The sequence below is a fragment of the Pantoea sp. B566 genome (assembly GCF_024793925.1).
GTDB lineage: Bacteria > Pseudomonadota > Gammaproteobacteria > Enterobacterales > Enterobacteriaceae > Pantoea > Pantoea ananatis.
On the sequence record NZ_JANUQL010000003.1, the window covers coordinates 2,415,504 to 2,436,661 of the forward strand.

At 54.3% G+C, this 21,158-nt stretch carries 24 protein-coding genes; 5 read left to right on the forward strand and 19 right to left on the reverse strand.

Annotated features, from left to right (window positions below; translation table 11 throughout):
* Positions 1–2: 2 nt before the first annotated feature.
* Positions 3–221 (forward strand): YheU family protein, encoded by a 219-nt coding sequence (locus NYE92_RS13070; RefSeq protein ID WP_013027490.1) that lies wholly within the window; start codon positions 3–5, stop codon positions 219–221.
* Between the two features lie 61 nt (positions 222–282).
* On the forward strand, positions 283–1,152 hold the full coding sequence (locus NYE92_RS13075) for a phosphoribulokinase (RefSeq protein ID WP_013027491.1): 870 nt from the start codon (positions 283–285) through the stop codon (positions 1,150–1,152).
* 29 nt (positions 1,153–1,181) lie between these two features.
* Here NYE92_RS13075 and NYE92_RS13080 read toward each other — a convergent pair whose 3' ends face one another.
* On the reverse strand, positions 1,182–1,586 hold the full coding sequence (locus tag NYE92_RS13080; protein WP_013027492.1) for an OsmC family protein: 405 nt from the start codon (positions 1,584–1,586) through the stop codon (positions 1,182–1,184).
* 303 nt (positions 1,587–1,889) lie between these two features.
* On the opposite strand from NYE92_RS13080, the gene crp reads away from it, so the two are divergent.
* Positions 1,890–2,522 carry a cAMP-activated global transcriptional regulator CRP gene (crp, locus tag NYE92_RS13085; protein WP_000242758.1) on the forward strand — a complete coding sequence of 211 codons (633 nt, stop codon included), beginning with the start codon at positions 1,890–1,892 and terminating at the stop codon, positions 2,520–2,522.
* A 58-nt stretch (positions 2,523–2,580) separates the two neighbouring features.
* A complete protein-coding gene (locus NYE92_RS13090) occupies positions 2,581–4,656 on the forward strand; it encodes a YccS/YhfK family putative transporter (protein WP_014604862.1) in 2,076 nt (691 codons plus the stop codon).
* A 1-nt stretch (position 4,657) separates the two neighbouring features.
* Here NYE92_RS13090 and NYE92_RS13095 read toward each other — a convergent pair whose 3' ends face one another.
* The 5 genes from NYE92_RS13095 to ppiA form a co-directional block, all read right to left on the reverse strand.
* Positions 4,658–5,878, reverse strand: a complete 1,221-nt coding sequence (locus NYE92_RS13095) for an aspartate aminotransferase family protein (protein WP_029569221.1) — start codon at positions 5,876–5,878, stop codon at positions 4,658–4,660.
* 88 nt (positions 5,879–5,966) lie between these two features.
* Complete coding sequence (locus NYE92_RS13100) at positions 5,967–6,542, reverse strand: aminodeoxychorismate synthase component II (RefSeq protein ID WP_013027495.1); 576 nt, start codon at positions 6,540–6,542, stop codon at positions 5,967–5,969.
* A 170-nt stretch (positions 6,543–6,712) separates the two neighbouring features.
* Positions 6,713–7,312 carry a putative adenosine monophosphate-protein transferase Fic gene (locus NYE92_RS13105; protein ID WP_024471371.1) on the reverse strand — a complete coding sequence of 200 codons (600 nt, stop codon included), beginning with the start codon at positions 7,310–7,312 and terminating at the stop codon, positions 6,713–6,715.
* Positions 7,302–7,472, reverse strand: coding sequence for a YhfG family protein (locus tag NYE92_RS13110; RefSeq protein WP_013027497.1), 171 nt, complete (start codon positions 7,470–7,472; stop codon positions 7,302–7,304). Before NYE92_RS13110 ends, NYE92_RS13105 begins: the two co-directional genes overlap by 11 nt.
* Before the next feature lie 78 nt (positions 7,473–7,550).
* On the reverse strand, positions 7,551–8,123 hold the full coding sequence (gene ppiA, locus NYE92_RS13115) for a peptidylprolyl isomerase A (RefSeq protein ID WP_014604860.1): 573 nt from the start codon (positions 8,121–8,123) through the stop codon (positions 7,551–7,553).
* Between the two features lie 260 nt (positions 8,124–8,383).
* Between ppiA and tsgA the strand changes: the two genes are divergently transcribed.
* Positions 8,384–9,562 (forward strand): MFS transporter TsgA, encoded by a 1,179-nt coding sequence (tsgA, locus tag NYE92_RS13120; protein WP_024471372.1) that lies wholly within the window; start codon positions 8,384–8,386, stop codon positions 9,560–9,562.
* Between the two features lie 36 nt (positions 9,563–9,598).
* On the opposite strand, the gene NYE92_RS13125 is transcribed toward tsgA, so the two are convergent.
* The 13 genes from NYE92_RS13125 to pilM form a co-directional block, all read right to left on the reverse strand.
* Positions 9,599–10,882 (reverse strand): cytosine deaminase, encoded by a 1,284-nt coding sequence (locus tag NYE92_RS13125; protein ID WP_024471373.1) that lies wholly within the window; start codon positions 10,880–10,882, stop codon positions 9,599–9,601.
* Between the two features lie 275 nt (positions 10,883–11,157).
* Positions 11,158–12,162, reverse strand: coding sequence for a tryptophan--tRNA ligase (gene trpS, locus NYE92_RS13130; protein ID WP_013027501.1), 1,005 nt, complete (start codon positions 12,160–12,162; stop codon positions 11,158–11,160).
* A 17-nt stretch (positions 12,163–12,179) separates the two neighbouring features.
* Positions 12,180–12,857 carry a phosphoglycolate phosphatase gene (locus NYE92_RS13135; RefSeq protein ID WP_019106456.1) on the reverse strand — a complete coding sequence of 226 codons (678 nt, stop codon included), beginning with the start codon at positions 12,855–12,857 and terminating at the stop codon, positions 12,180–12,182.
* Positions 12,841–13,524, reverse strand: coding sequence for a ribulose-phosphate 3-epimerase (gene rpe, locus NYE92_RS13140; protein ID WP_014594778.1), 684 nt, complete (start codon positions 13,522–13,524; stop codon positions 12,841–12,843). Before rpe ends, NYE92_RS13135 begins: the two co-directional genes overlap by 17 nt.
* Before the next feature lie 66 nt (positions 13,525–13,590).
* The gene (gene dam, locus NYE92_RS13145; protein WP_013027504.1) at positions 13,591–14,403 is read right to left on the reverse strand and encodes an adenine-specific DNA-methyltransferase; all 813 of its coding nucleotides are present in this window, start codon (positions 14,401–14,403) and stop codon (positions 13,591–13,593) included.
* Positions 14,404–14,499: 96 nt separating this feature from the next.
* Positions 14,500–15,552 carry an SPOR domain-containing protein gene (locus NYE92_RS13150; RefSeq protein WP_024471374.1) on the reverse strand — a complete coding sequence of 351 codons (1,053 nt, stop codon included), beginning with the start codon at positions 15,550–15,552 and terminating at the stop codon, positions 14,500–14,502.
* A gap of 71 nt (positions 15,553–15,623) precedes the next feature.
* Positions 15,624–16,712 carry a 3-dehydroquinate synthase gene (gene aroB / locus NYE92_RS13155; RefSeq protein ID WP_029569222.1) on the reverse strand — a complete coding sequence of 363 codons (1,089 nt, stop codon included), beginning with the start codon at positions 16,710–16,712 and terminating at the stop codon, positions 15,624–15,626.
* Positions 16,713–16,750: 38 nt separating this feature from the next.
* Complete coding sequence (gene aroK, locus NYE92_RS13160) at positions 16,751–17,272, reverse strand: shikimate kinase AroK (protein WP_013027507.1); 522 nt, start codon at positions 17,270–17,272, stop codon at positions 16,751–16,753.
* A 363-nt stretch (positions 17,273–17,635) separates the two neighbouring features.
* Complete coding sequence (hofQ, locus tag NYE92_RS13165; RefSeq protein ID WP_259019057.1) at positions 17,636–18,907, reverse strand: DNA uptake porin HofQ; 1,272 nt, start codon at positions 18,905–18,907, stop codon at positions 17,636–17,638.
* A complete protein-coding gene (locus tag NYE92_RS13170) occupies positions 18,840–19,232 on the reverse strand; it encodes a HofP DNA utilization family protein (protein ID WP_133345168.1) in 393 nt (130 codons plus the stop codon). The genes hofQ and NYE92_RS13170 overlap by 68 nt, the downstream gene beginning before the upstream one ends.
* A complete protein-coding gene (locus tag NYE92_RS13175; protein ID WP_210532374.1) occupies positions 19,219–19,707 on the reverse strand; it encodes a hypothetical protein in 489 nt (162 codons plus the stop codon). The genes NYE92_RS13170 and NYE92_RS13175 overlap by 14 nt, the downstream gene beginning before the upstream one ends.
* Positions 19,700–20,242 carry a PilN domain-containing protein gene (locus NYE92_RS13180; protein WP_210523038.1) on the reverse strand — a complete coding sequence of 181 codons (543 nt, stop codon included), beginning with the start codon at positions 20,240–20,242 and terminating at the stop codon, positions 19,700–19,702. Before NYE92_RS13180 ends, NYE92_RS13175 begins: the two co-directional genes overlap by 8 nt.
* Positions 20,242–21,045, reverse strand: a complete 804-nt coding sequence (pilM, locus tag NYE92_RS13185; protein ID WP_026021070.1) for a type IV pilus biogenesis protein PilM — start codon at positions 21,043–21,045, stop codon at positions 20,242–20,244. Before pilM ends, NYE92_RS13180 begins: the two co-directional genes overlap by 1 nt.
* Between the last annotated feature and the right edge of the window lie 113 nt (positions 21,046–21,158).

The window sequence follows — 21,158 nt, forward strand, 5'->3', positions numbered from 1 at the left end:
CTGTGATTATTCCCTGGCAACAGGTTTCTCCCGAAACCCTTGAAAACGTTATTGAAGCCTTTGTTCTGCGCGAAGGTACCGACTACGGCGAACAGGAACTCAGCCTGACCGAAAAAGTCGCCAATGTGCGACGCCAGCTGCAGCAAGGTGAAGTCGTGCTGGTCTGGTCTGAGCTTCACGAATCGGTCAACATCATGCGCAAAAGTGAGTTCCGTGGCTGATGCACAGAACGAAAAATCGTGCTAACAATGCTCATCGCCTGATTTCACAGGGAGTTTCACTATGTCGGCACGTCATCCGATTATCGCGGTAACAGGTTCCAGCGGTGCCGGAACCACTACCACCAGCCTCGCATTCCGTAAAATTTTTCAGCAACTCAATTTGCACGCGGCCGAGCTGGAAGGGGACAGTTTCCACCGATTTACCCGGCCTGAAATGGATATGGCTATCCGTAAGGCGCGCGATCTGGGTCGCCATATCAGCTACTTTGGCCCGGAGGCGAATGATTTCGGTCTGCTGGAGCAGACCTTTGTTGAATACGGTGATCAGGGCAAGGGCCAGTCACGTAAATACCTGCATACCTACGACGAAGCGGTGCCCTGGAATCAGGTACCAGGTACCTTTACCCCGTGGCAGCCGCTGCCACCGGATACGGACGTGCTGTTTTATGAAGGACTGCACGGCGGCGTCGTGACGGCTCAGCACAACGTCGCTGAAAAAGTGGATTTACTGGTCGGCGTCGTCCCCATCGTTAACCTGGAGTGGATTCAGAAGCTGGTACGCGATACCGGTGAACGCGGTCATTCGCGTGAAGCCGTAATGGATTCGGTGGTGCGCTCAATGGAAGATTACATCAATTTCATTACGCCGCAGTTCTCACGCACCCATATTAACTTTCAGCGGGTTCCAACCGTCGACACCTCTAACCCCTTTGCGGCACGCACCATTCCTTCACTGGATGAAAGTTTTGTCGTCATCCACTTTCAGGGGCTGGAAGATATTGATTTTCCCTACCTACTGGCCATGCTGCAGGGATCGTTTATTTCCAATATCAACACGCTGGTTGTACCTGGCGGGAAAATGGGGCTGGCGATGGAATTAATTATGGCACCGCTGGTAAAACGGCTCATGGAAGGCAAACGCATTGAATAAAATCAGAGGCCGCGCTGGCCTCTGAATAATTACAGCTCGATAACTTCGTAACTGTGGGTAATTTCCACCCCTTTGCCTAACATAATGGCAACCGAGCAATACTTCTCAGCTGAAAGGTCGACCGCACGCGCCACGGCTTTATCTGAAAGTGCTTTTCCACTGACGATAAAATGCAGGTTGATGCGGGTAAAGATGCGAGGCGCTTCTTCCCGGCGTTCTGATTCGAGTTTTACTTCGCAATCAGCCACATCGTTGCGACCTTTTTGCAAAATTGATACCACATCAATGGCGCTGCATCCGCCGGCCGCCATCAGCACCATTTCCATAGGGCTGGGCGCTTTATCGCCGGAATTGCCGTCCATTAAGACCTGATGTCCGGACGAAGACTCGCCGAGGAATGTTAACCCTTCAACCCATTTGACTCTTGCCTGCATAATCTGGCCCCCAGAATGCCCTGTTTTTGCGTCAGAGTACGCTTTTGCCTGGTAAACAGCAATCCGGAGAAATCAGCCTTATTGCTGAAGCGAGACAACACAAGACAGTCGGCGAAAGCTGTGCTACAAACAGTGCTGAAAATATTTTTCGTCATCCGAAGACGAAGCCGGGAAGAATGATGCGCTCTGCGCAAATGCAGCCCGAATAATTTCCTGAATGGAAACACGCTTAACGCTTTCATCGCCTGGCAGGGAAACTGAGCCCTGTATTTTGGGCACGATTACAATAGAGGATAATAGCGAATGGTTCTCGGCAAACCGCAAACAGACCCTACACTTGAATGGTTCCTGTCCCATTGCCATATTCACAAGTATCCATCCAAAAGTACGCTGATTCACCAAGGTGAAAAAGCCGAAACGCTTTACTACATCGTGAAAGGTTCCGTCGCGGTACTGATTAAGGATGAAGAAGGCAAAGAGATGATTCTTTCTTATCTGAATCAAGGCGATTTTATTGGTGAGCTTGGCCTGTTTGAAGAAGGTCAGGAGCGCAGCGCCTGGGTACGTGCGAAAACTGCGTGCGAAGTGGCAGAGATTTCCTACAAGAAATTCCGTCAGCTCATTCAGGTTAACCCGGATATTTTGATGCGCCTTTCTTCTCAGATGGCTCGCCGTCTGCAGGTGACGTCAGAAAAAGTGGGGAATCTCGCTTTCCTGGATGTGACCGGACGCATTGCACAAACGTTGCTTAATCTGGCTAAACAGCCAGATGCCATGACGCATCCTGACGGCATGCAAATTAAAATTACTCGTCAGGAAATTGGCCAAATCGTTGGTTGTTCACGTGAAACCGTGGGCCGTATCTTGAAGATGCTGGAAGATCAGAACCTGATCTCCGCACACGGCAAAACCATCGTTGTTTACGGCACACGCTAAGCCTGACTGTTCACGGCGTGATGGCGACATTATGCCGTGAATGTCTTGTGTTGAGCCGATGTGGCGAAGAATAATCTATCACCCCGAAGTTAACTATGCGCTGCGCCAGACGCTGGTGTTGTGCCTTCCCGTAGCGCTCGGCTGGCTGTTCGGCGATCTGCAAAAAGGATTGCTGTTCTCATTGGTTCCCGCCTGCTGCAACATTGCCGGTCTGGACACGCCCCACAAACGCTTCTTTAAACGCCTGATCATCGGCGGCAGCCTGTTTGCCCTTGGCAGTTTACTGATGCAGTGGCTGCTGCTTAAAGACGTGCCGCTGCCGCTCATCCTGTTTGCCCTGCCTTTGCTGCTTGGCGTCACCGGAGAGATCAGTCCGCTGCACGCCCGACTGCTGCCCGGCACGTTAATCGCGGCAATTTTTACCCTCAGCCTGATTGGCCGTATGCCCATTTACGTTCCGCCCCTGCTCTATATCGGTGGAACGCTCTGGTATGGCCTGTTCAACTGGTTTTGGTTCTGGCTGTGGAAAGAGCAGCCGATGCGCGAAAGCCTGAGCCTGATCTACCGTGAGCTGGCAAATTACTGTGACGCCAAGTACAGCTTATTGACGCAGCTGACCGATCCGGAAAAAGCCCTGCCGCCCCTGCTGGCGCGTCAGCAAAAAGCGATCGATCTGATCAACACCTGCTATCAGCAAATGCATATGCTGTCTGCGAGTCGCGATCACAGCCACAAACGCCTGACCCGGGCGTTTCAGGTAGCACTGGATCTGCAGGAGCATATCTCCGTCAGCCTGCATCAGCCGGAAGAGGTCCAGAAGCTGGTCGAGCAAAGCCATGCTGAAGCCGTCATCCGCTGGAACGCCAGAACGATTTCAGCCCGGCTGCGCGCGCTGGCCGACGATATTCTGTATCACCAACTCTCTGGTCGTTTCGATATGGACAAGCAGTTGGGTGCGCTGGAGAAAATCGCCCTTCAGCATCCGGACAATCCGGTGGGTAACTTCTGTCTCTATCATTTCAGCCGTATCGCCCGGGTGCTTCGAACCCAAAAGCCGCTTTATCAACGCGACCTGATGGCCGATCGCCAGCGTCGTTTACCGCTGCTGCCCGCGTTGCGGAGCTATCTGTCGCTGCGGTCTTCCGCACTGCGAACGGCCGGGCGTTTTTCCGTCATGCTGATGCTGGGCAGCGCCCTGGCCGTGTTCTTTTCGATTCCTAAGCCCTACTGGATTTTGATGACCATCATGTTTGTCAGCCAGAGCAACTACAGCGCAACCCGCGTACGTATTCAGCACCGGGCCCTGGGAACCTTTGCCGGACTGGCTATCGCGGCGGCGTCGCTACGCCTGGATGTGCCTGAACCGCTGGTGCTGAGCATCATGCTGGTGATTACCTTTATCAGCTACCGTTTTACCCGCCAGTTTTACGGCTGGTCAATAGTGGGATTTACGGTTACGGCCGTTTATACGCTGCAACTGCTCTCCCTTAACGGGGCACAGTTTTTACTGCCCCGCCTGCTGGATACGCTGATGGGCTGCCTGATCGCCTTTGGGGGCATGTTATGGCTGTGGCCGCAGTGGCAAAGTGCCCTGCTGCGCCAGAATGCCCATGATGCGCTGGAGGCCTGTCAGGATGCCCTGCGAATGTTGCTGGGCCCGGAGCAGTCACCCGATGCGCTGGCTTACCAGCGGGTTAAGGTCAACCAGGCGCATAACGCCGTATTCAACTCCCTGAATCAGGCCATGCAGGAGCCGGGATTTAATTCACGCTACCTGCAGGATATGCGCTTATGGGTCACGCACTGCCAGTTTATCGTGGAGCACATTAACGCCATGACCATTCTGGCACGTGAACATACCATGCTGCCGCCCACGCTGGCTGAGCACTACCTGCAATGGTGCGAGATCGCCCTGCAACGGTGTCAGCAAAGGCTGGAATATGACGGGGAAAGTTCGCAGACGGATCTGCTACAGGGCGTGGAAGATATAAATGAGGGGCCGGTCACGGTACTGGAGCAGCACGTCAGGCGCATCCTGGAGCATCTGAAAGTCATGCACACGATCTCTTCTCTGGCCTGGAACCAGCGGCCTCATCATGGCCGCTGGCTGTTGCGCAGTCTGCGCCGCAAATAACTCAGGCAGACAGCACTTTCTCTACCGCACGGGCAAAGCGAGCCATGCCCTCTTCGATATCGGCAGGCTCGATAATCAGCGACGGTGCGAAGCGCATCACATCTGTTCCGGCCACCAGCACCATGACGCCTTCCGCAGCTGACGCATTCAGAATATCGCGCGCCTTGCCCGCATGCTGCGGCTTCAGGGCTGCACCAATCAGCAGGCCTTTACCACGGATATCACTGAACAGGTCATGACGCGCATCAATAGCCTTGAGCGCCTCAACAAACTGCTGGCGGCGGATTTCTACCCCATTCAGTACAGCTGGCGTATTGATAATATCTAACGCGGTTTCTGCGATCGCGCATGCCAGCGGATTGCCGCCATAAGTCGTGCCATGCACGCCAGGCGCCATGGTTGAGGCTACCTCATTGGTGGTCAGCATGGCGCTTACCGGAAAACCGCCGCCCAGCGCCTTCGCCGAGGTCAGAATATCGGGCGTCACGCCGTAGTGCTCATAGGCAAACAACTTACCGCTGCGCCCCATGCCGCTTTGCACCTCATCCAGTACCAGCAGCGCATGGTGTTTGTCGCACAGTTCACGTAACCCCTGCATAAACGCTGGTGTTGCAGGCATCACACCGCCTTCACCCTGAATCGGCTCCACCACAATGGCGCAAGTGTGATCGTCAATCACCGCCTTAACCGCGTCCAGATCGTTGAACGGCACATGAACGATATCGGCGGGTTTCGGGCCAAAACCGTCGGAGTACTTGGGCTGACCGCCCACCGTTACGGTGAACAGCGTCCGGCCGTGAAAGGCGTTGTGAAAGGCAATGATTTTGCTTTTGAACGGGCTGTGGCGTTTACAGGCATAGTAGCGAGCCAACTTAAACGCGGCCTCATTGGCTTCTGCCCCCGAATTAGCAAAAAAGACCCGCTCCGCAAACGTGGCGTTGATCAGTTTACTGGCCAGACGCAGCGCAGGTTCATTGGTAAACACATTGCTGGTATGCCATAAGGTTTCGCCCTGTTTCTTCAGGGTCTCAACCAGCGCCGGGTGGCAATGGCCCAGAGCGGTCACGGCAATGCCGCCAGAGAAGTCGATATATTCTTTACCCTGTTGATCCCAGACGCGGCTTCCCTTGCCTTTTACCGGTACAAACTGAGCAGGTGCATAAACAGGCAAAATGACCTGATCGAACGTCTCACGCGTTACTGCCATATTTTCCGCTGTCATTGACAACCTCATTAACTGATTCGTTGAGTCACGATGAAATAATAATCATGAAATATGCATAAAAAATCACTTAAAGGCAAACACAACTTTACTGGTGCAGGAAATTAGCCAACAGCTGGTGTCCCTGTTCACTGAGGATGCTCTCTGGATGAAACTGCACGCCTTCCAGTGCGAGCGTTTTATGGCGAATCCCCATAATCTCATCCGGCTGGCCGTTACGCAGGCTCCATGCGGTCACCTCGAACGCATCAGGTAAGGTTTCCGTTTTGACAATAAGTGAATGGTAGCGCGTAACGGTCAACGGCTGATTCAGACCGCGGAAGACGCCACAACCATTGTGCTGCACCGCCGAGGTTTTACCGTGCATTACCTCGCGAGCGCGAACGATCTGCGCCCCAAAAACCTGGGCTATCGCCTGATGGCCCAGGCAAACGCCCAGTACAGGAAGACGGCCAGCGTAATGGCGGATGGCCTGCAACGAAATACCGCTCTGATCGGGCGTGCAGGGGCCAGGGGAAATCACCAAATGAGTCAGCGGCAGCGTGCGCATTTCATCAAGGGTAATAGCATCATTTCTTACTACCCGAACCTGAGCACCCAGTTGGCAAAAATACTGGTAGAGGTTCCAGGTAAACGAGTCGTAGTTATCAATAAGCAGCAACATGATTGTGATTTCAGGCAGACCGGAGGGATGCGCTGAGCGTTCAGCATCCAGAGTGATGACCAGAGCGCTATCCTATCATGCTGTTCAGGATGAGTGTGATGTGGGGATGCCGGATAACCGATTTCGTGCAGGGCGACGCACCTGGTGCGCCGCCCTGTGGCGTAAGCGGATCAGGGGGCTTTGGCTTCACTGACGATACGGGCAAAGAGCTTTTCCAGCGGCTGCAACGCGCCGGCGGCACCGGCCTGATTTGCCGCAACCCAGTCTTCGGCGCTCAGGTTGTCCCATTCCAGCACGTAGCCGGCATGCAGCGCCAGCTGTTCAAAGAAAATACGCTGCGCCCTGCCGTTACCTTCGCGGAAGGGATGCAGCATATTGACTTCGCAATAGTACCAGGCAATCCGTTTCACAAACTCAGCCTGAGGCAGACAGGCCAAGGCTTTCTCCTCTTCCAGCGCCGCCATCAGTGCATTTCCCTCTTTTTCGATGTACTCGAAATGACAAAAAGGGGTTTCATCGCGCCAGATGTCCAGCGTACGCAGTTCGCCGGCCCAGCTATAGACGTCCTGAAACAGGGTACGGTGAATATGGCAGAGGTAGGGTAATCCGATCTTGCGCGGGCCCAGTTCAAGCGTGGCAAGGCGCGCGGCACTAAAGCTTAACTCGGCTTTACGCAGCTGCGCGGCATCGTGAATATCAAGAAGGTTTTTCAGTACGGTATCGTTTTGCCACAGGTAGGGATCCTGAGTGACGGCAGTGTTAGCAGCCATATTGCCTCCTCAGTGAGGCCAGACGCGCTTCTGCATCTTCACCCTTGATTTCCGGTTCCGTCAGGGTAAAGCCTTCGAGCCGACAGCTTGCCCGATAGCTGGCATTTCGCCGCTGTTGCCAGAGCGCTGCTTTTTGTTTATCTGTGAGTTTGTTTGCCATACCGCCTCCTGCTCAGGTTTGCTCTAAGTATAAGAGCAAATTTTCCCTTTGCCGGAGACGAGATGGCATGGGATCAAATTACGGTAAGACTTTCGCTGACAAAATGACCACAGGTTTGGTTGGCACATTCTGATACGGGCCCACGTCTTTTGTCGGCACCTGAGAAATTTTATCCACCACGTCCTGGCCTTTGACAATCTTACCAAATACGGCGTAACCAAAATCACGTTGACCATGATCCAGAAAAGCGTTGTCAGCAACGTTCAGGAAGAACTGGCTGGTGGCGCTGTCTTTATCGGCGGTACGGGCCATTGAGATGGTGCCACGCAGGTTGCGCAAGCCGTTGTCTGCTTCGTTTTTAATCGGCGCGTTGGTCTGTTTTTGCTGCATTTCACTGGTAAAGCCACCGCCCTGGATCATAAAGCCAGGAATGACGCGGTGAAAAATCGTGTTGTTGTAAAAACCGCTGTTGACGTAATCCACGAAGTTTTTAACTGAAACCGGTGCTTTTTGATTATTCAGTTCGAGTTCGATATTGCCAGCAGAGGTGGTAAGCAGAACATGCGTATCACCTTTAGCCGCTAAAGCTGAGGCGGAAACAGAAGAGAGCGCTAACAGGGCAACTGCCGCTGTCAAAGTACGTTTAAACATGAGTAATTCCTTACTTTGGAGAGCCAGCTCAAAAACGATATTGATTGTAAAGAGCATGTAATACAAGAGCCAGCGTTTTACCTATATTTACGCTAAAGGCACCCACCAGAGCCTGAATAAGGTTGCTTCCGCTTCGTGACTAAAATCACAGTATTGATGAAATGAATGACATCAGTTTTCACTCTTAGTTTATTAAGATCACGGTTACGTTTACAATTTCTGACGCTTCAGGCTCTCCCGCTTCCTAACAGGTTCAGAACATGACAAATCGTAATCGTATCGGCCTTACCTGGATTAGCTTTCTATCGTATGCGCTTACCGGCGCACTGGTGATTGTCACCGGCATGGTAATGGGCGATATCGCGAAAGATTTCCAGATTCCTATCGACAGTATGGGCAACACCTTCACCTTCCTGAACAGTGGCATTCTGGCTGCGGTTTTCCTTAATGCCTGGCTGATGGTGATTGTGCCGCTCAAACGGCAGCTGATATTCGGCTTTGTGCTGATGGTGTTAGCCGTCATCGGCTTAATGACCAGCCGCGATCTGTCGGTATTTTCACTGTGCATGTTCGTGCTTGGCGTGGTCAGCGGTATTACCATGTCGATTGGCACCTTCCTGATAACCCATATTTACGAAGGCCGTCAGCGCGGTTCACGCCTGCTGTTTACGGATTCGTTCTTCAGCATGGCAGGCACCATTTTCCCCATCCTTGCCGGTATCCTGCTGGCGCGTCATCTGCCGTGGTACTGGGTTTACGTCTGTATTGGCGTGATCTATGTTGGCATTTTTATCATGACGCTGTTTGTTGAATTCCCGGTGCTGCGCAAGCCGGAGAACAGTCCGACCGTTGAGAAAGAGAAATGGGGGGCTGGCGTCCTGTTTCTGGCCATTGCGGCGCTATGCTACATCCTGGGCCAGTTAGGCTTTATTTCCTGGGTGCCAGAGTACGCGACCAAAGTCATGGGCATGAACATTGACGACGCCGGTCAGCTGGTGGGCAGTTTCTGGACCGCCTACATGGTCGGTATGTGGGTGTTCAGCTTCCTGCTGCGCTTCTTTGATCTGCAACGTATTTTGATGGTGCTGGCAGGCCTGGCAACGGTGTTGATGTACTGGTTCGTAAGCAGCCATGACGCCAGCATGCTGAGATGGATTATCTTAACGCTGGGCTTTAGCTCAAGCGCGATTTATACCACCATTATCACCCTGGGCTCGCTGCAAACCAAAGTGGCCTCACCCAAGCTGGTTAACTTTATTCTGACCTGCGGCACGGTCGGCACCATGCTGACCTTTGTTGTGACGTCACCGATTGTGAAAAACAGCGGCGTTCACAGCGCGCTGTTAACCGCAAACGGCCTGTACGCGGTGGTGTTTATTATGTGTGTGCTGTTAGGTCTGGTGACCAAACACCGCTCCCACGGTCATAAAACCCATTAATCTCTCTGGGCGGCGCCACCGTGCCGCCCCCGCCTTTCAGCGTTTAAACGTCACGTCTTCCCACTGTTCTAAACAGATTGCGCTTTTCGCAGGCTGAGTCTCGGCGATCACCTTTCCGCGACGCAGCGAATAGCGCACCGGTACCTGTCTTCTCACCGCGTCAAAGCCGTTTTCCGCTGGCAGGATAATCAAGCTGGCGTCATGCCCGCGTTGAATGCCGTATTCTGCAAGATTCATCGTTTTGGCACTGTGATGGGTGATGAGATCGATCCCGGCATTAATTTGTTCATAGCCCATTAGCTGACACACGTGTAGCCCCATATGCAGCACCTGGAGCATATTGGCCGTGCCCAGCGGATACCAGGGATCAAACACATCATCGTGACCAAAGCAGACGTTAATCTCCGCCTCCAGAAGCTCTTTAACACGGGTAATGCCGCGCCGTTTAGGGTAACTGTCGAAACGGCCCTGAAGATGAATATTGACCAGCGGATTCGCTACAAAGTTAATGCCGGAGAGCTTCAGGAGTCGAAACAGACGCGATGTGTAGGCACCGTTATAGGAGTGCATCGCCGTAGTGTGGCTTGCGGTCACGCGTGCCCCCATGCCATCGCGGTGGGCCAACGCGGCCACGGTTTCAACAAAGCGCGACTGCTCATCGTCAATTTCGTCGCAGTGCACATCCACAAGCCGGTCATAACGGTTAGCCAGCGCGAACGTTTTATGCAACGACTCGACGCCGTATTCCCGGGTGAATTCAAAATGAGGAATCGCCCCGACGACATCTGCGCCGAGCCGCAGCGCCTCTTCAAGAAGCGCTTCACCATTGGGATAAGACAGGATGCCTTCCTGCGGAAACGCCACGATCTGAATATCAATCCAGGGTGCCATCTCCGCTTTAAGTTCCAGCATCGCTTTGAGAGCCGTTAAGGTGGGATCGGATACGTCCACATGGGTACGGACATACTGTATGCCGTTCGCTATTTGCCACTTCAGCGTCTGCATTGCCCGCCGTTTGACGTCCTCATGACTCAGCAACGCTTTGCGCTCTGCCCAGCGCTCAATGCCCTCAAACAAGGTCCCGGACTGGTTCCAGGCTGGCTCTCCCGCGGTTTGCGTGGTATCCAGGTGAATATGAGGTTCAATAAAAGGCGCAAGGGCCAGGCCACCTTCCGCATCCAGCGAGGCGCCGTCCGCAGATATCTGCTGAGGCTGTGCCGTCATTCGGACGATTTTCCCTTCAGCAATTTCTATCTGCCACAGTCCGTCACGTGTGGGCAGACGCAGATTGTTTATCCATCGAAGTGGTGCGGTTGTCATTGCGGGCTCCTGATACGTTAAGCGCTGCTGATTAAAGCTAACACGATAGCGTTGCCCTGCTCCAGATGACTTTGTAAGTCAGTAACCTCACTTAAGGTAATGGGCTGAATCGTGCAGCACTCCCTTAAGAGGTATAGCGTACTGCGATTGATGTACATCAATAAGCACCAGACAGGTGATTCGCCGCTGTCGGATTGTCCTGCACGAAATATTACGCTGGTGGTAAAAACAAAACGGCGAGCCTCTGCTCGCCGTTTACATGCCCGACTCGCCGATTAGGGCTGAGCGACAAAACCTACAGCGTCATAAACCTTTTTCAGGGTTTCCTGCGCCTGAGCACGGGCTTTCTGCGCACCGTCACGCATCACCTGCTCCAGCAGCGCTTCATCGTTACGGAAGCGATGATAACGTTCCTGCAGATCAGTCAGCATACCGGACACCGCATCAGCTACTGCGCCTTTCAGATGCCCGTACATTTTGCCTTCAAACTCCTGCTCCAGCGCCGTTACGGGCTTGCCGGTCACGCCTGACAGAATGTCCAGCAGGTTTGATACGCCCGCCTTCTCTTTAATGTCATAGCGAATGACAGGTGGCTCTTCCGAGTCGGTCATCGCGCGCTTGATTTTTTTGACCACGGATTTTGGATCTTCCAGCAGGCCGATAACGTTATTGCGGTTATCGTCCGACTTAGACATCTTTTTCGTCGGTTCCAGCAAGGACATCACGCGTGCGCCAGATTTAGGAATGAACGGCTCGGGCACTTTAAAGATATCGCCATACAACGCGTTAAACCGGCTCGCAATGTCGCGACTCAGTTCAAGGTGCTGTTTCTGGTCTTCACCCACTGGCACCTGCGTCGTCTGATAAAGCAAAATGTCTGCAGCCATTAGCACCGGATAGCTGAACAATCCCGCGTTGATGTTTTCTTCATAGCGCGAGGATTTGTCTTTAAACTGCGTCATACGGTTCAGCTCACCAAAATAGGTGTAGCAGTTCAGGATCCAGCTGAGCTGCGTGTGCTCGGGCACATGGGACTGAACGAAGATAGTGCTTTTCTCGGGATCGATACCACAGGCCAGATACAGCGCCAGCGTATCTAAGGTGGCTTTACGCAGTGCTGCCGGGTCCTGGCGAACGGTGATCGCGTGCAGGTCGACGATACAGTAAATGCAGTGGAAATCATCCTGCATCTGCACCCACTGACGCAGCGCACCCATATAGTTGCCAATGGTCAGTTCGCCGGACGGCTGTGCGCCGCTGAAAACGATGGGTTTGCTCATGCTTATGTCCTGATAAATTACCGCCCGATAGCGGGCAAAAGTTCGTCAAAAGAGTCAAGGGTGAGATCGGGTTGGCTGGTCGCAATAGGCTCGCCGTAGTTATAGCCAAAGGTCATACCAATATTGGGAACACCAGCCGACTGCGCAGCCAAAATATCGTTGCGCGAATCCCCGACAAACAGCAACTGCGCGGGCAGCAGGCCAAATTTACCCAGCACCAAAAAAATGGCCGCAGGATGCGGTTTTTTCGCTACGACGTCATCACCGCCAATAATCAGCGAAAACGCGTCATCAATCCCCAAAGACTTCAGCAGCGGGGCGACAAACGGCGTAGGCTTATTGGTCACAATCGCCATCGGTATGCCCTGCGCCTGCAGGGTTGCCAGCGTTTCCTTAACCTGAGGAAACAGCGTGCTGCCGGCTTCCACGGTACTGGCATAGTGCTTGTCAAAGAGCACTCGCGCATCACGCTGCTCATCCTGCTGTGGCTCACGCCCCAGCGCCCAGGTCAGCGCGCGGGCCATCATGATATCCGCACCGTTACCAATCCAGGTGGACACGCGCGCCACGCCAGCAGCCGGTAAACGCAGATCCGCAAGCGTCAGATCGATTGCGTCAGCCAGGCCCGGCGCGCTGTCGACCAGCGTACCATCCAGATCGAACGCCAGTGCGCGTATATCAGTGAAATGAGCCATTGGCTTTCTCCAGCTCGTTTCGCATGTCATCGATTACTTTTTTATAGTCCGGATGGCCAAAGATGGCTGAACCGGCCACAAACATATCCGCGCCTGCTGCGGCGATCTGGCCAATATTATCAATCTTCACGCCGCCGTCCACTTCCAGACGAATGCTGTAGCCGCTCTGATCGATGCGCTTACGCGCTTCACGTAGCTTATCCAGGGTGCCGGGAATAAATGACTGCCCGCCGAAGCCAGGGTTCACCGACATCAGCAGAATGATATCCAGCTTATCCATCACGTAATCAAGGTAGCTGAGCGGCGTGGCGGGATTGAAGACCAGGCCGGCTTTGCAACCGTGCTCTTTGATCAACTGCAGCGTACGGTCAACATGCTCGCTGGCTTCCGGGTGGAAAGTAATGTAGGTGGCACCAGCTTTGGCAAACTCGGGAATTAACGCATCCACGGGCTTCACCATTAAATGCACATCGATTGGGGCCGTAATACCGTAATCGCGCAACGCTTTCAGTACCATCGGTCCCATGGTCAGATTGGGAACATAGTGGTTGTCCATAACGTCGAAGTGAACCACGTCGCCTCCGGCCGCCAGTGCTTTCGCAGTGTCTTCACCCAGGCGAGCAAAGTCTGCCGAAAGGATGGAAGGGGCCAGCAAATATTGTTTCATCCGATTCTCCACTGTTGTGCGCCAGCATCGCTGCTGGCGAAATACCCTGGCCGCGGACGAAACAGACTAGCGATAGAGTGCCAGCAGTTCGTCGACCTTGGTGCGGCCGGTTATGCTTCGGCTAATAGAACGCCGGACTTTAACCACATGTAACACGGCATCCTGATACCAGCAACGCGTCAGCTCAGTATCATGATTAGAAATCAGTACCGGAATCTGGCTCTCAGACGCCAGCTTAGCCGCCAGCTGTGCCAGATGCTGCTGTTCATGCAGACTGAAACTATTGGTGTGGTAAGCCGTAAAGTTAGCCGTCGCGGACAGTGGCGCGTACGGCGGATCACAATATACCACAGAGCCTTTCCGGGCATTGTTTAGGGTAACATCGTATGATTCACAGACAAACGTCGCTTTCTGCGCACGTTCGGCAAACCACAGTAACTCTGCTTCCGGAAAATATGGTTTGCGGTAGCGACCAAAAGGGACGTTGAACTCGCCGCGTAAATTGTAGCGACACAGGCCGTTGTAACAATGGCGATTAAGATAGAGAAATAGCAGCGCACGCTGATAAGCATCCTGGCTGAGATTGAATTCAGTGCGGAGCTGGTAATAGCAGGCTTCGTTATTCCCTTCAGGCGTAAAGAGTAAACGCGCATCGCGGATAAAATCTGCCGTACGCGTTTTCACGATGTTGTAGAGATTGATGAGATCGTTGTTGATATCGGCCAGATGATAGCGATCAAAATCGGTGTTGAGAAACACTGAGCCAGCGCCAACAAAGGGTTCGATCAGGCAATCACCTTGCGGCAGGTAACGGTGGATCTCTTCGACTAAGGGAAACTTTCCCCCCGCCCATTTCAAAAAAGCGCGATTTTTTTTCATGCTGTCGTGGTAATTACATCTTATTGTGAGGCTGTGGTTAAACCGACAGCAGATCTGCGCTTAAAACGGGACCGGCAACGGCCGGTCCCACATCATTTATTGGCTGGCTTCTTTCCTGACCTGACTGACCGGTTTTACCCATGGGTTCTGTGCGCGGACGGCGGCAGGCAAGGTAGCTACAGCGCGTTTTGCGTCCGCGGGCGTTGCATACGCACCACTCACCAGCACGTACCAGGGTTGGCCATTGCGCGTCGTCTTATACACATGGTACGCGCTCAGATTCTGTTTCCTGGCCCATGCATTCAGGCTTTCTGCTTTGGAGGCACCGCTCAGCTGCAGAGTGTAATTGCCGCCAGGCAGCGATTTACTCGCCGCTGCGCCGCTGCCAGTGGCTTTAGCTGGCGCAGTATGCGCGGCAGTGTGCGCTGGCGTGGTGTGGGTTTTATGCTCGCTGGCTGCGGGCTTAGTCGCGGTTTTGACTGGTTGCTCACGCATGTGACGTGGGGCGACTGCGGTCTGACCTGAAGGCGCCCGGCCTGTTGTTGCTGGCGCTGAACCGGCTTTGCCGCTAACCGTGGCAGGCGCCGTAGGCAGTGAGCTGCTGTTTTCTGCTCCCTGCACCGCGCCATCAACCTGCTGCTGTTGATTGGTCAGGGCGCTGTTGAGATCGCCGGGTAACGTTACGCGCTGCTGATTTGCTGGGGTTTCAACGGGCGCTGCCTGCGTCGGCGTTGAAGCCACCGGCGGCATAGAAATATCGCGTGGCGCATTTGTCGCTCCGGCAGAAGAATCCGTACCCGATGCATTCTGCGCTGTCGAAGAGGACGGCTGAGTCCCTGCGGCATTTTGTCCACCGCTCATGGCGGTAGATCCACTCAGATCAATATTTTTTTCGCTGCCCGTTCCCGCGGCTCCGCTGGCAGGCGCGTTCTTATTATCGCTGGCCGAAGAGGACTTACTGTCGTCAGAACCGTTGAGCGCAGAACCGATTCCCAGCACTAACAGCAGTAACACCAGAATCCCGACGCCCATCATGACATGCTGGCGCGATACCGGTGCTTTCGTCGCAGAAGACGATTTACGTGGGCGCGAGGGACGACGGTCGCTGGCGTCAGGTTTTAACTCATCATCCGGTTTGAACTCATCCATTTTGCCTCCTCCGTAAAGCGGCATCCCGCACTGCGCACCTGCGCGCCGCGTCACCACTTACCTGCTTAATATCAAGATTTCTGGCAATCATTAATTGCAGCCATCACCATATCATGAGCCACGCCACCGCGCACTTCAGCGCGACCAATGGACAGCGGCAGTATCAGACGCAATTCACCGGCCAGCACTTTTTTGTCACGCATCATATGCGGCAAATAGTCCTCTGCCTGCATCTCTACCGGCCCGTTCACCGGTAAACCGGCCCGCTGCAGTAAAGCAATGATGCGATCGGTGTCCTGTGCGCTGAACTGGCCCAGACGTTGCGCCGTGCGCGCCGCCATGACCATCCCGGCAGCAATCGCCTCACCATGTAACCAGTTGCCGTAGCCCATATGGGCCTCAATGGCATGACCAAAAGTATGACCCAGATTCAGTAATGCGCGCTGACCGTGCTCGTGCTCATCTGCGGCAACGACCTCCGCCTTCAACTCGCAGCAGCGGCGAATACACCAGGCCAGTGCAGATTCATCCAGTGCCAGAAGCCCATCAAGATTCTGCTCAAGCCACTGAAAGAATTCACCGTCCAGGATAATGCCATACTTGATGACTTCAGCCAGACCGGAAGCCAGTTCACGTGACGGCAGTGAACGAAGACACACCGTATCGATCACCACCGAGGCGGGCTGATAAAACGCGCCGATCATGTTTTTGCCAAGAGGATGGTTAACGGCCGTTTTGCCGCCAACCGATGAGTCAACCTGCGACAGCAGCGTTGTCGGTACCTGAATAAAGCGCACGCCGCGCTGATAGCTTGCCGCAGCAAACCCCGTAAGATCGCCAATGACACCACCGCCAAGCGCCACCAGCGTAGTATCACGGCCGTGGGGTTTTTGCAGTAGTGCGGTAAAGACCTGATCCATCACGGTCAGCGTTTTATACTGCTCACCGTCGGGCAAAATCACCTGATCCGTTTTCACCCCCGCCGCCTTCAGCAGAGCCGATACCTTATCCAGGTAGAGCGGTGCCAGCGTCTGGTTGGTCACCAGCATGGCATTGTCACCCGCTTTTAACGGCCAAAAAGAAGCCGGATCGTTAAACAGTCCGGCGGCGATAGTGATGGGGTAACTACGTTCCCCCAGTGAAACGGTGATCTTCTCCATGATGCTCGATACCTGTCAAAGAGCCTTCAAACGTTGGATCAACTTTTTTCCAACATGTGGATAATCTGATTCGCCACCACTTTTGCACTTTGATCGTCAGTGCGGATAGTGACGTCGGCGATCTCTTCATAAAGCGGGTTACGTTCACCTGCCAGCGCTTCAAGCACTTCACGCGGCGGTGATTCTACCTGCAGTAAGGGGCGTTTTTTATCACGCTGTGTACGTGCCAGTTGTTTCTCAATAGTGGTTTCAAGATACACCACGACGCCGCGAGCGGAGAGACGATTACGTGTTTCCCGGGATTTTACGGAGCCACCGCCGGTCGCCAGGACGATGCCCTGCTTCTCGGTCAGTTCATTGATGATTTTTTCTTCACGATCGCGGAAGCCAGCTTCGCCTTCAACGTCAAAAACCCAGCCCACATCCGCTCCGGTGCGTCGCTCAATTTCCTGATCGGAATCGAAGAACTCCATATTGAGTTGCTGAGCCAACTGACGGCCAATAGTGCTTTTGCCGGCACCCATCGGCCCAACCAGAAAGATATTGCGTTTCTCTGCCATTTTGTCGGTATTACTAAGAATTCGTTAATGATACCCCGCTTTCAGCATTTTGCTGGCGGGACAGGAACTGAGACCTCATGAGCGTTAGCAAGAGTCAGACGAAAAATTATCTCAACACTCAAGGCTGTTTGGCAACCGATTATATTGCTTACAGCACATCCATTTCTGAATTGGCCCGTCGTTCGCGAAACTGTAATGCGTCAGTACAGCGTTGTGACATTACGGCGAGCAGAGGAATTCTTTCATCTGCTTGCCTGGTTTTTCCAACACAGACGCTTACAACGTGTTAAAAATCGCTAAACCTTGTAAGCTAATTCCAGCCCTGCGTCAACGCAGTTGGACTTTATGGGCACATTTTCCGTTTTATCGTGCCGAAAGCGCTGCTTCCCTGACCAATCGCGGCGTCATGAAAATGACCAGCTCACGTTTTCTCTGCTCTTCTGCATGCTGCCGAAACAGGCTGCCCACAACAGGAAGATTACCGAGCAGCGGAACCTGGCGCTGCCCGCGAGTGCGCTGCTGATGAAAAATTCCCCCCAGCGCCAGCGTTTGCCCGTCACTGACCGTGACCTGAGTTTCAATTTCCTGCTTATCAATGGACAAAACCTGTGAATCGCCGGTCTGAACCGCCCGACCCGGCACGTTCTGACTGATGCGTATTTTGAGCTGAATGCGGCCATTGCCTAAAACGGCAGGCGTGACCTCCATGCCCAGCACTGCCTCTTTGAACTCAATGCTGGTCGCTCCGCTGTTGCCGGCAGAGACTTCATAAGGGATTTCAGTGCCTTGCTTAATGGATGCCGTTTGTTGGTGGGAGGTAAACAAGCGCGGGCTGGCGATAATTTCCACCTGATTTTCCTGCTCCAGAGCGCTGAGTTCTAAATCCAGAAGTTTGCCGCCAATCCGCGACAGCGTGACGCCCACAGACACGTCGTGGGAATTCAGCCCCAATGGAATATCAAGTAAAGGATGACGTAATGCACGATTTATGACGTCGCCTTCGTTATACAGCCGCCAGTTGACGCCCAGTTCATGCAAGTGCTCTTCGCTGATGGTGACGATATGCGCCGCCAGTTCCACCTGCTCCAGCGGGACATCCAGTGCACGTATCCAGCGCGCAGTCTCCTCAAGCGCCGACGGGTTGTCGCGCAGCAGTAGGCTGTTGGTCCGGCTGTCAACCGTTGCACTGCCGCGCGCGGTCATCAGCGATGGCCGTTCACTCTGCAGGCTGCGATGGACGTCGCTGGCACTGGCATAGTGCAGGGGGATCCTGCGTTGTTGCAGCGGCTGTTGCTGTAACGCTTCGGCCTGTTGTGCCTTTTCGGCCTCATGCCGTTGCTGCTGCCAGCTCTCAGGATAAACCAGCAGAACGTTCTCCTCTTCCAGTAAGGTCAGGCGAGCCATACGGCCGACCAGCGACAGCGCCTGTTGCCAGGGTACATTCTCCAGCCGCAATGACAGTCTTCCCTCAACCTCAGGCGAAATCATCAGGTTAATGTGCTGATAATCAGCCAGCGCCTGCAAAACACGTTCAACAGGTGCATCATCAAATGCCAGGCTTAAGCCGTCATCGTGGCTGGCGTGAGCGGGCATCAGGCATAGCACCAGCCACGTCAGAATCGCTGTCCTTATCATGCAGGCTTCCTTTGAGACGAAAGGTGAAACGTTGAGATGAACAACTGCCCGGTACTGACAGCTCAAGGGTACGCGACGTGAACTGCACGGTTTGCCACGGCCCCATCGGGAAAGGGCGATCGCTGAGAACTTTCACGCCATGACCCTGCGGCGTCACCAGCCAGCCCTGAAACCTCGGCGCACGACCCACAATGCCCTGTAAGCGCCATTCGCTGGGCGGCTCAACGTCTGCCAGACAAGCCGTACCGGGAAGAGGACGAAAAGGATCGCGCGCATGAACGGCGCCGCAGCAGAGCAATACCAGGATGACGCTAACGGGCTTCATCGGATTGCAGCCAGAGTTGCGCGACCAGATGCGCCGGATGTGCGGTGAGTTGAAAACGCCCCGGAAATGCCGTCGCTGATTGCGACAACGCTGAAAACAGCGGTTGAAACTGCACCCATTGCAGGTGGAACGTCAGCACCCTCGGCTCTTCATCAGTAAGCCACTGCATTAACTGCGTCCCCCGCTCCGCGATGATGGCCTCCAGCGTGCGTGGCGCTGCAGGTTGTCTTGCCGTTTCCAGCACCAACTGAGCCTGTAATGTCGCAATGTCAGGATGCTGAGCCAGCTGAAACTGCCGCTGTTGCACCCGCTGCTGCTGCTGCGCCAACTGAAGCCGGGCTTCGTGCGTTACCCGCCGCTGCGGCTGCAACAGCATCCACCAGGCAATAAAGAACAGCCCAAAGGCTGCCGCCAGCAGGCTGAGATAGCGAAGCGGCCAGGATAACTGTAACCATTGCTGCATAGCGTTACTCACTGACTTCCTCCTTGAGTGTAATGCGCAGAGTGAAGTGGTAATCCCCTTCTGACTGGCGCTGCACATTGCCCTGCCGAATCTGTGCAAAAAAAGCCACGCCCGTTAAGCGCTGACGAAAATGGCGGATAGCCTGCATTCGCAGTGCCCTGCCCTCCAGCAGCAACTGCGCATCGTGCTTTTCCAGCCGCGTTAACCACAGCCCATCGGGCAGCATGACCGGCAGGTCCTGCCAAAGCTGCTGCCAGACGCTGAATTGCCTGGACTGCTGACGAAGCCAGATGCGCTGTTGCTGCAACCCGTCCAGCTGTTGCAGCAGATGTTTTTGCTGCTCTGCTCGCGCAACAAGGCGCTCAAGAACAGGACTGAGTTGAGCATGCTGCCGCCGGACATGAATGAGAGCCTGATGTTCCTGCCAGTACAACAGGAGCACCGCCAGCGTTAAAAGCAGTAATGTCAGGCCCAGCGCGATAATGCTCTGGCGCCTTTGACGCTGCCAGCGCCACGCCCGCCAGGGTAAAAGATTAACCGCCACCATCAGCGATCCTCCTTTCGCAGCGCCAGCCCGGTTGCCAGCGCGAACGCACCGGGATTGTCAGGTAAAGGCGGCTGATAGCGAAGTGGCTGGAAGGGTGAAAAAGGACGCGTACCCTCAGGAAACGAGAGGTTGTCGGCATCGCAATAAAACAGGTGGCTTGCCTGCGGAAAGGCCTGCTCACGCAGAGCCGATAACCCGTCCACTTCAGCCAAAGATGCTGCACTGATGCCGTCACTCCACAGGTAACGTGCATCCTGTCGTAAAACCACTACACTTCCCGCTGCTAATTGCGCCTGCTCAGTCACCATTTTTAGCGCATGCGTAGCCAGTTCAAACACGCGCGGCTTGAGTCCTGCCTGCGTCAGCGGGGCCAGCCACTGTTGCACCACATCAAGCCGGGCTGCCGTAATACACAGCTGGTTATGGGTGGGATCGAGGCGGTAATCCAGCGCCAGTTCGCGCACGTCAACGGGAAAAAGGCGTTGGGCCGCCGCCTGGATGAAACGGCTTAATGCGGGTTCTTTTAACGGCAGTTCGGGAAGGGAAAGCGGCTGCTGCAATACCAGCTGGGCAGGCAGGCCCACACGCAGTGAGTAGCGTAGAGGCAAGCGCTTGCGCCAGCGGGTTAACACGGTCAGCAATTCAGGGGAAGATTGCAGCACGCCGTTTCTTAACGTATCTTGCGCCAGCCGCTGCTGCCACCAGTGGCATAACTGCCAGCCCTGGCGGCGACGCAGGATGGCAATGGCGCAGCACTGCCTGTTCTGGATATCCAGCCCAATTTGCCAGGTGTGCAAAGTCATGCGCGCGATCTCCTTATCGTCCAGAAAAATGGACATATCAAAGCGTCTGGCTTGCCTTTATACTACTGCGCGGTTGCTTATAAACTGCCCAAACGACAACAGATGGGAAATCT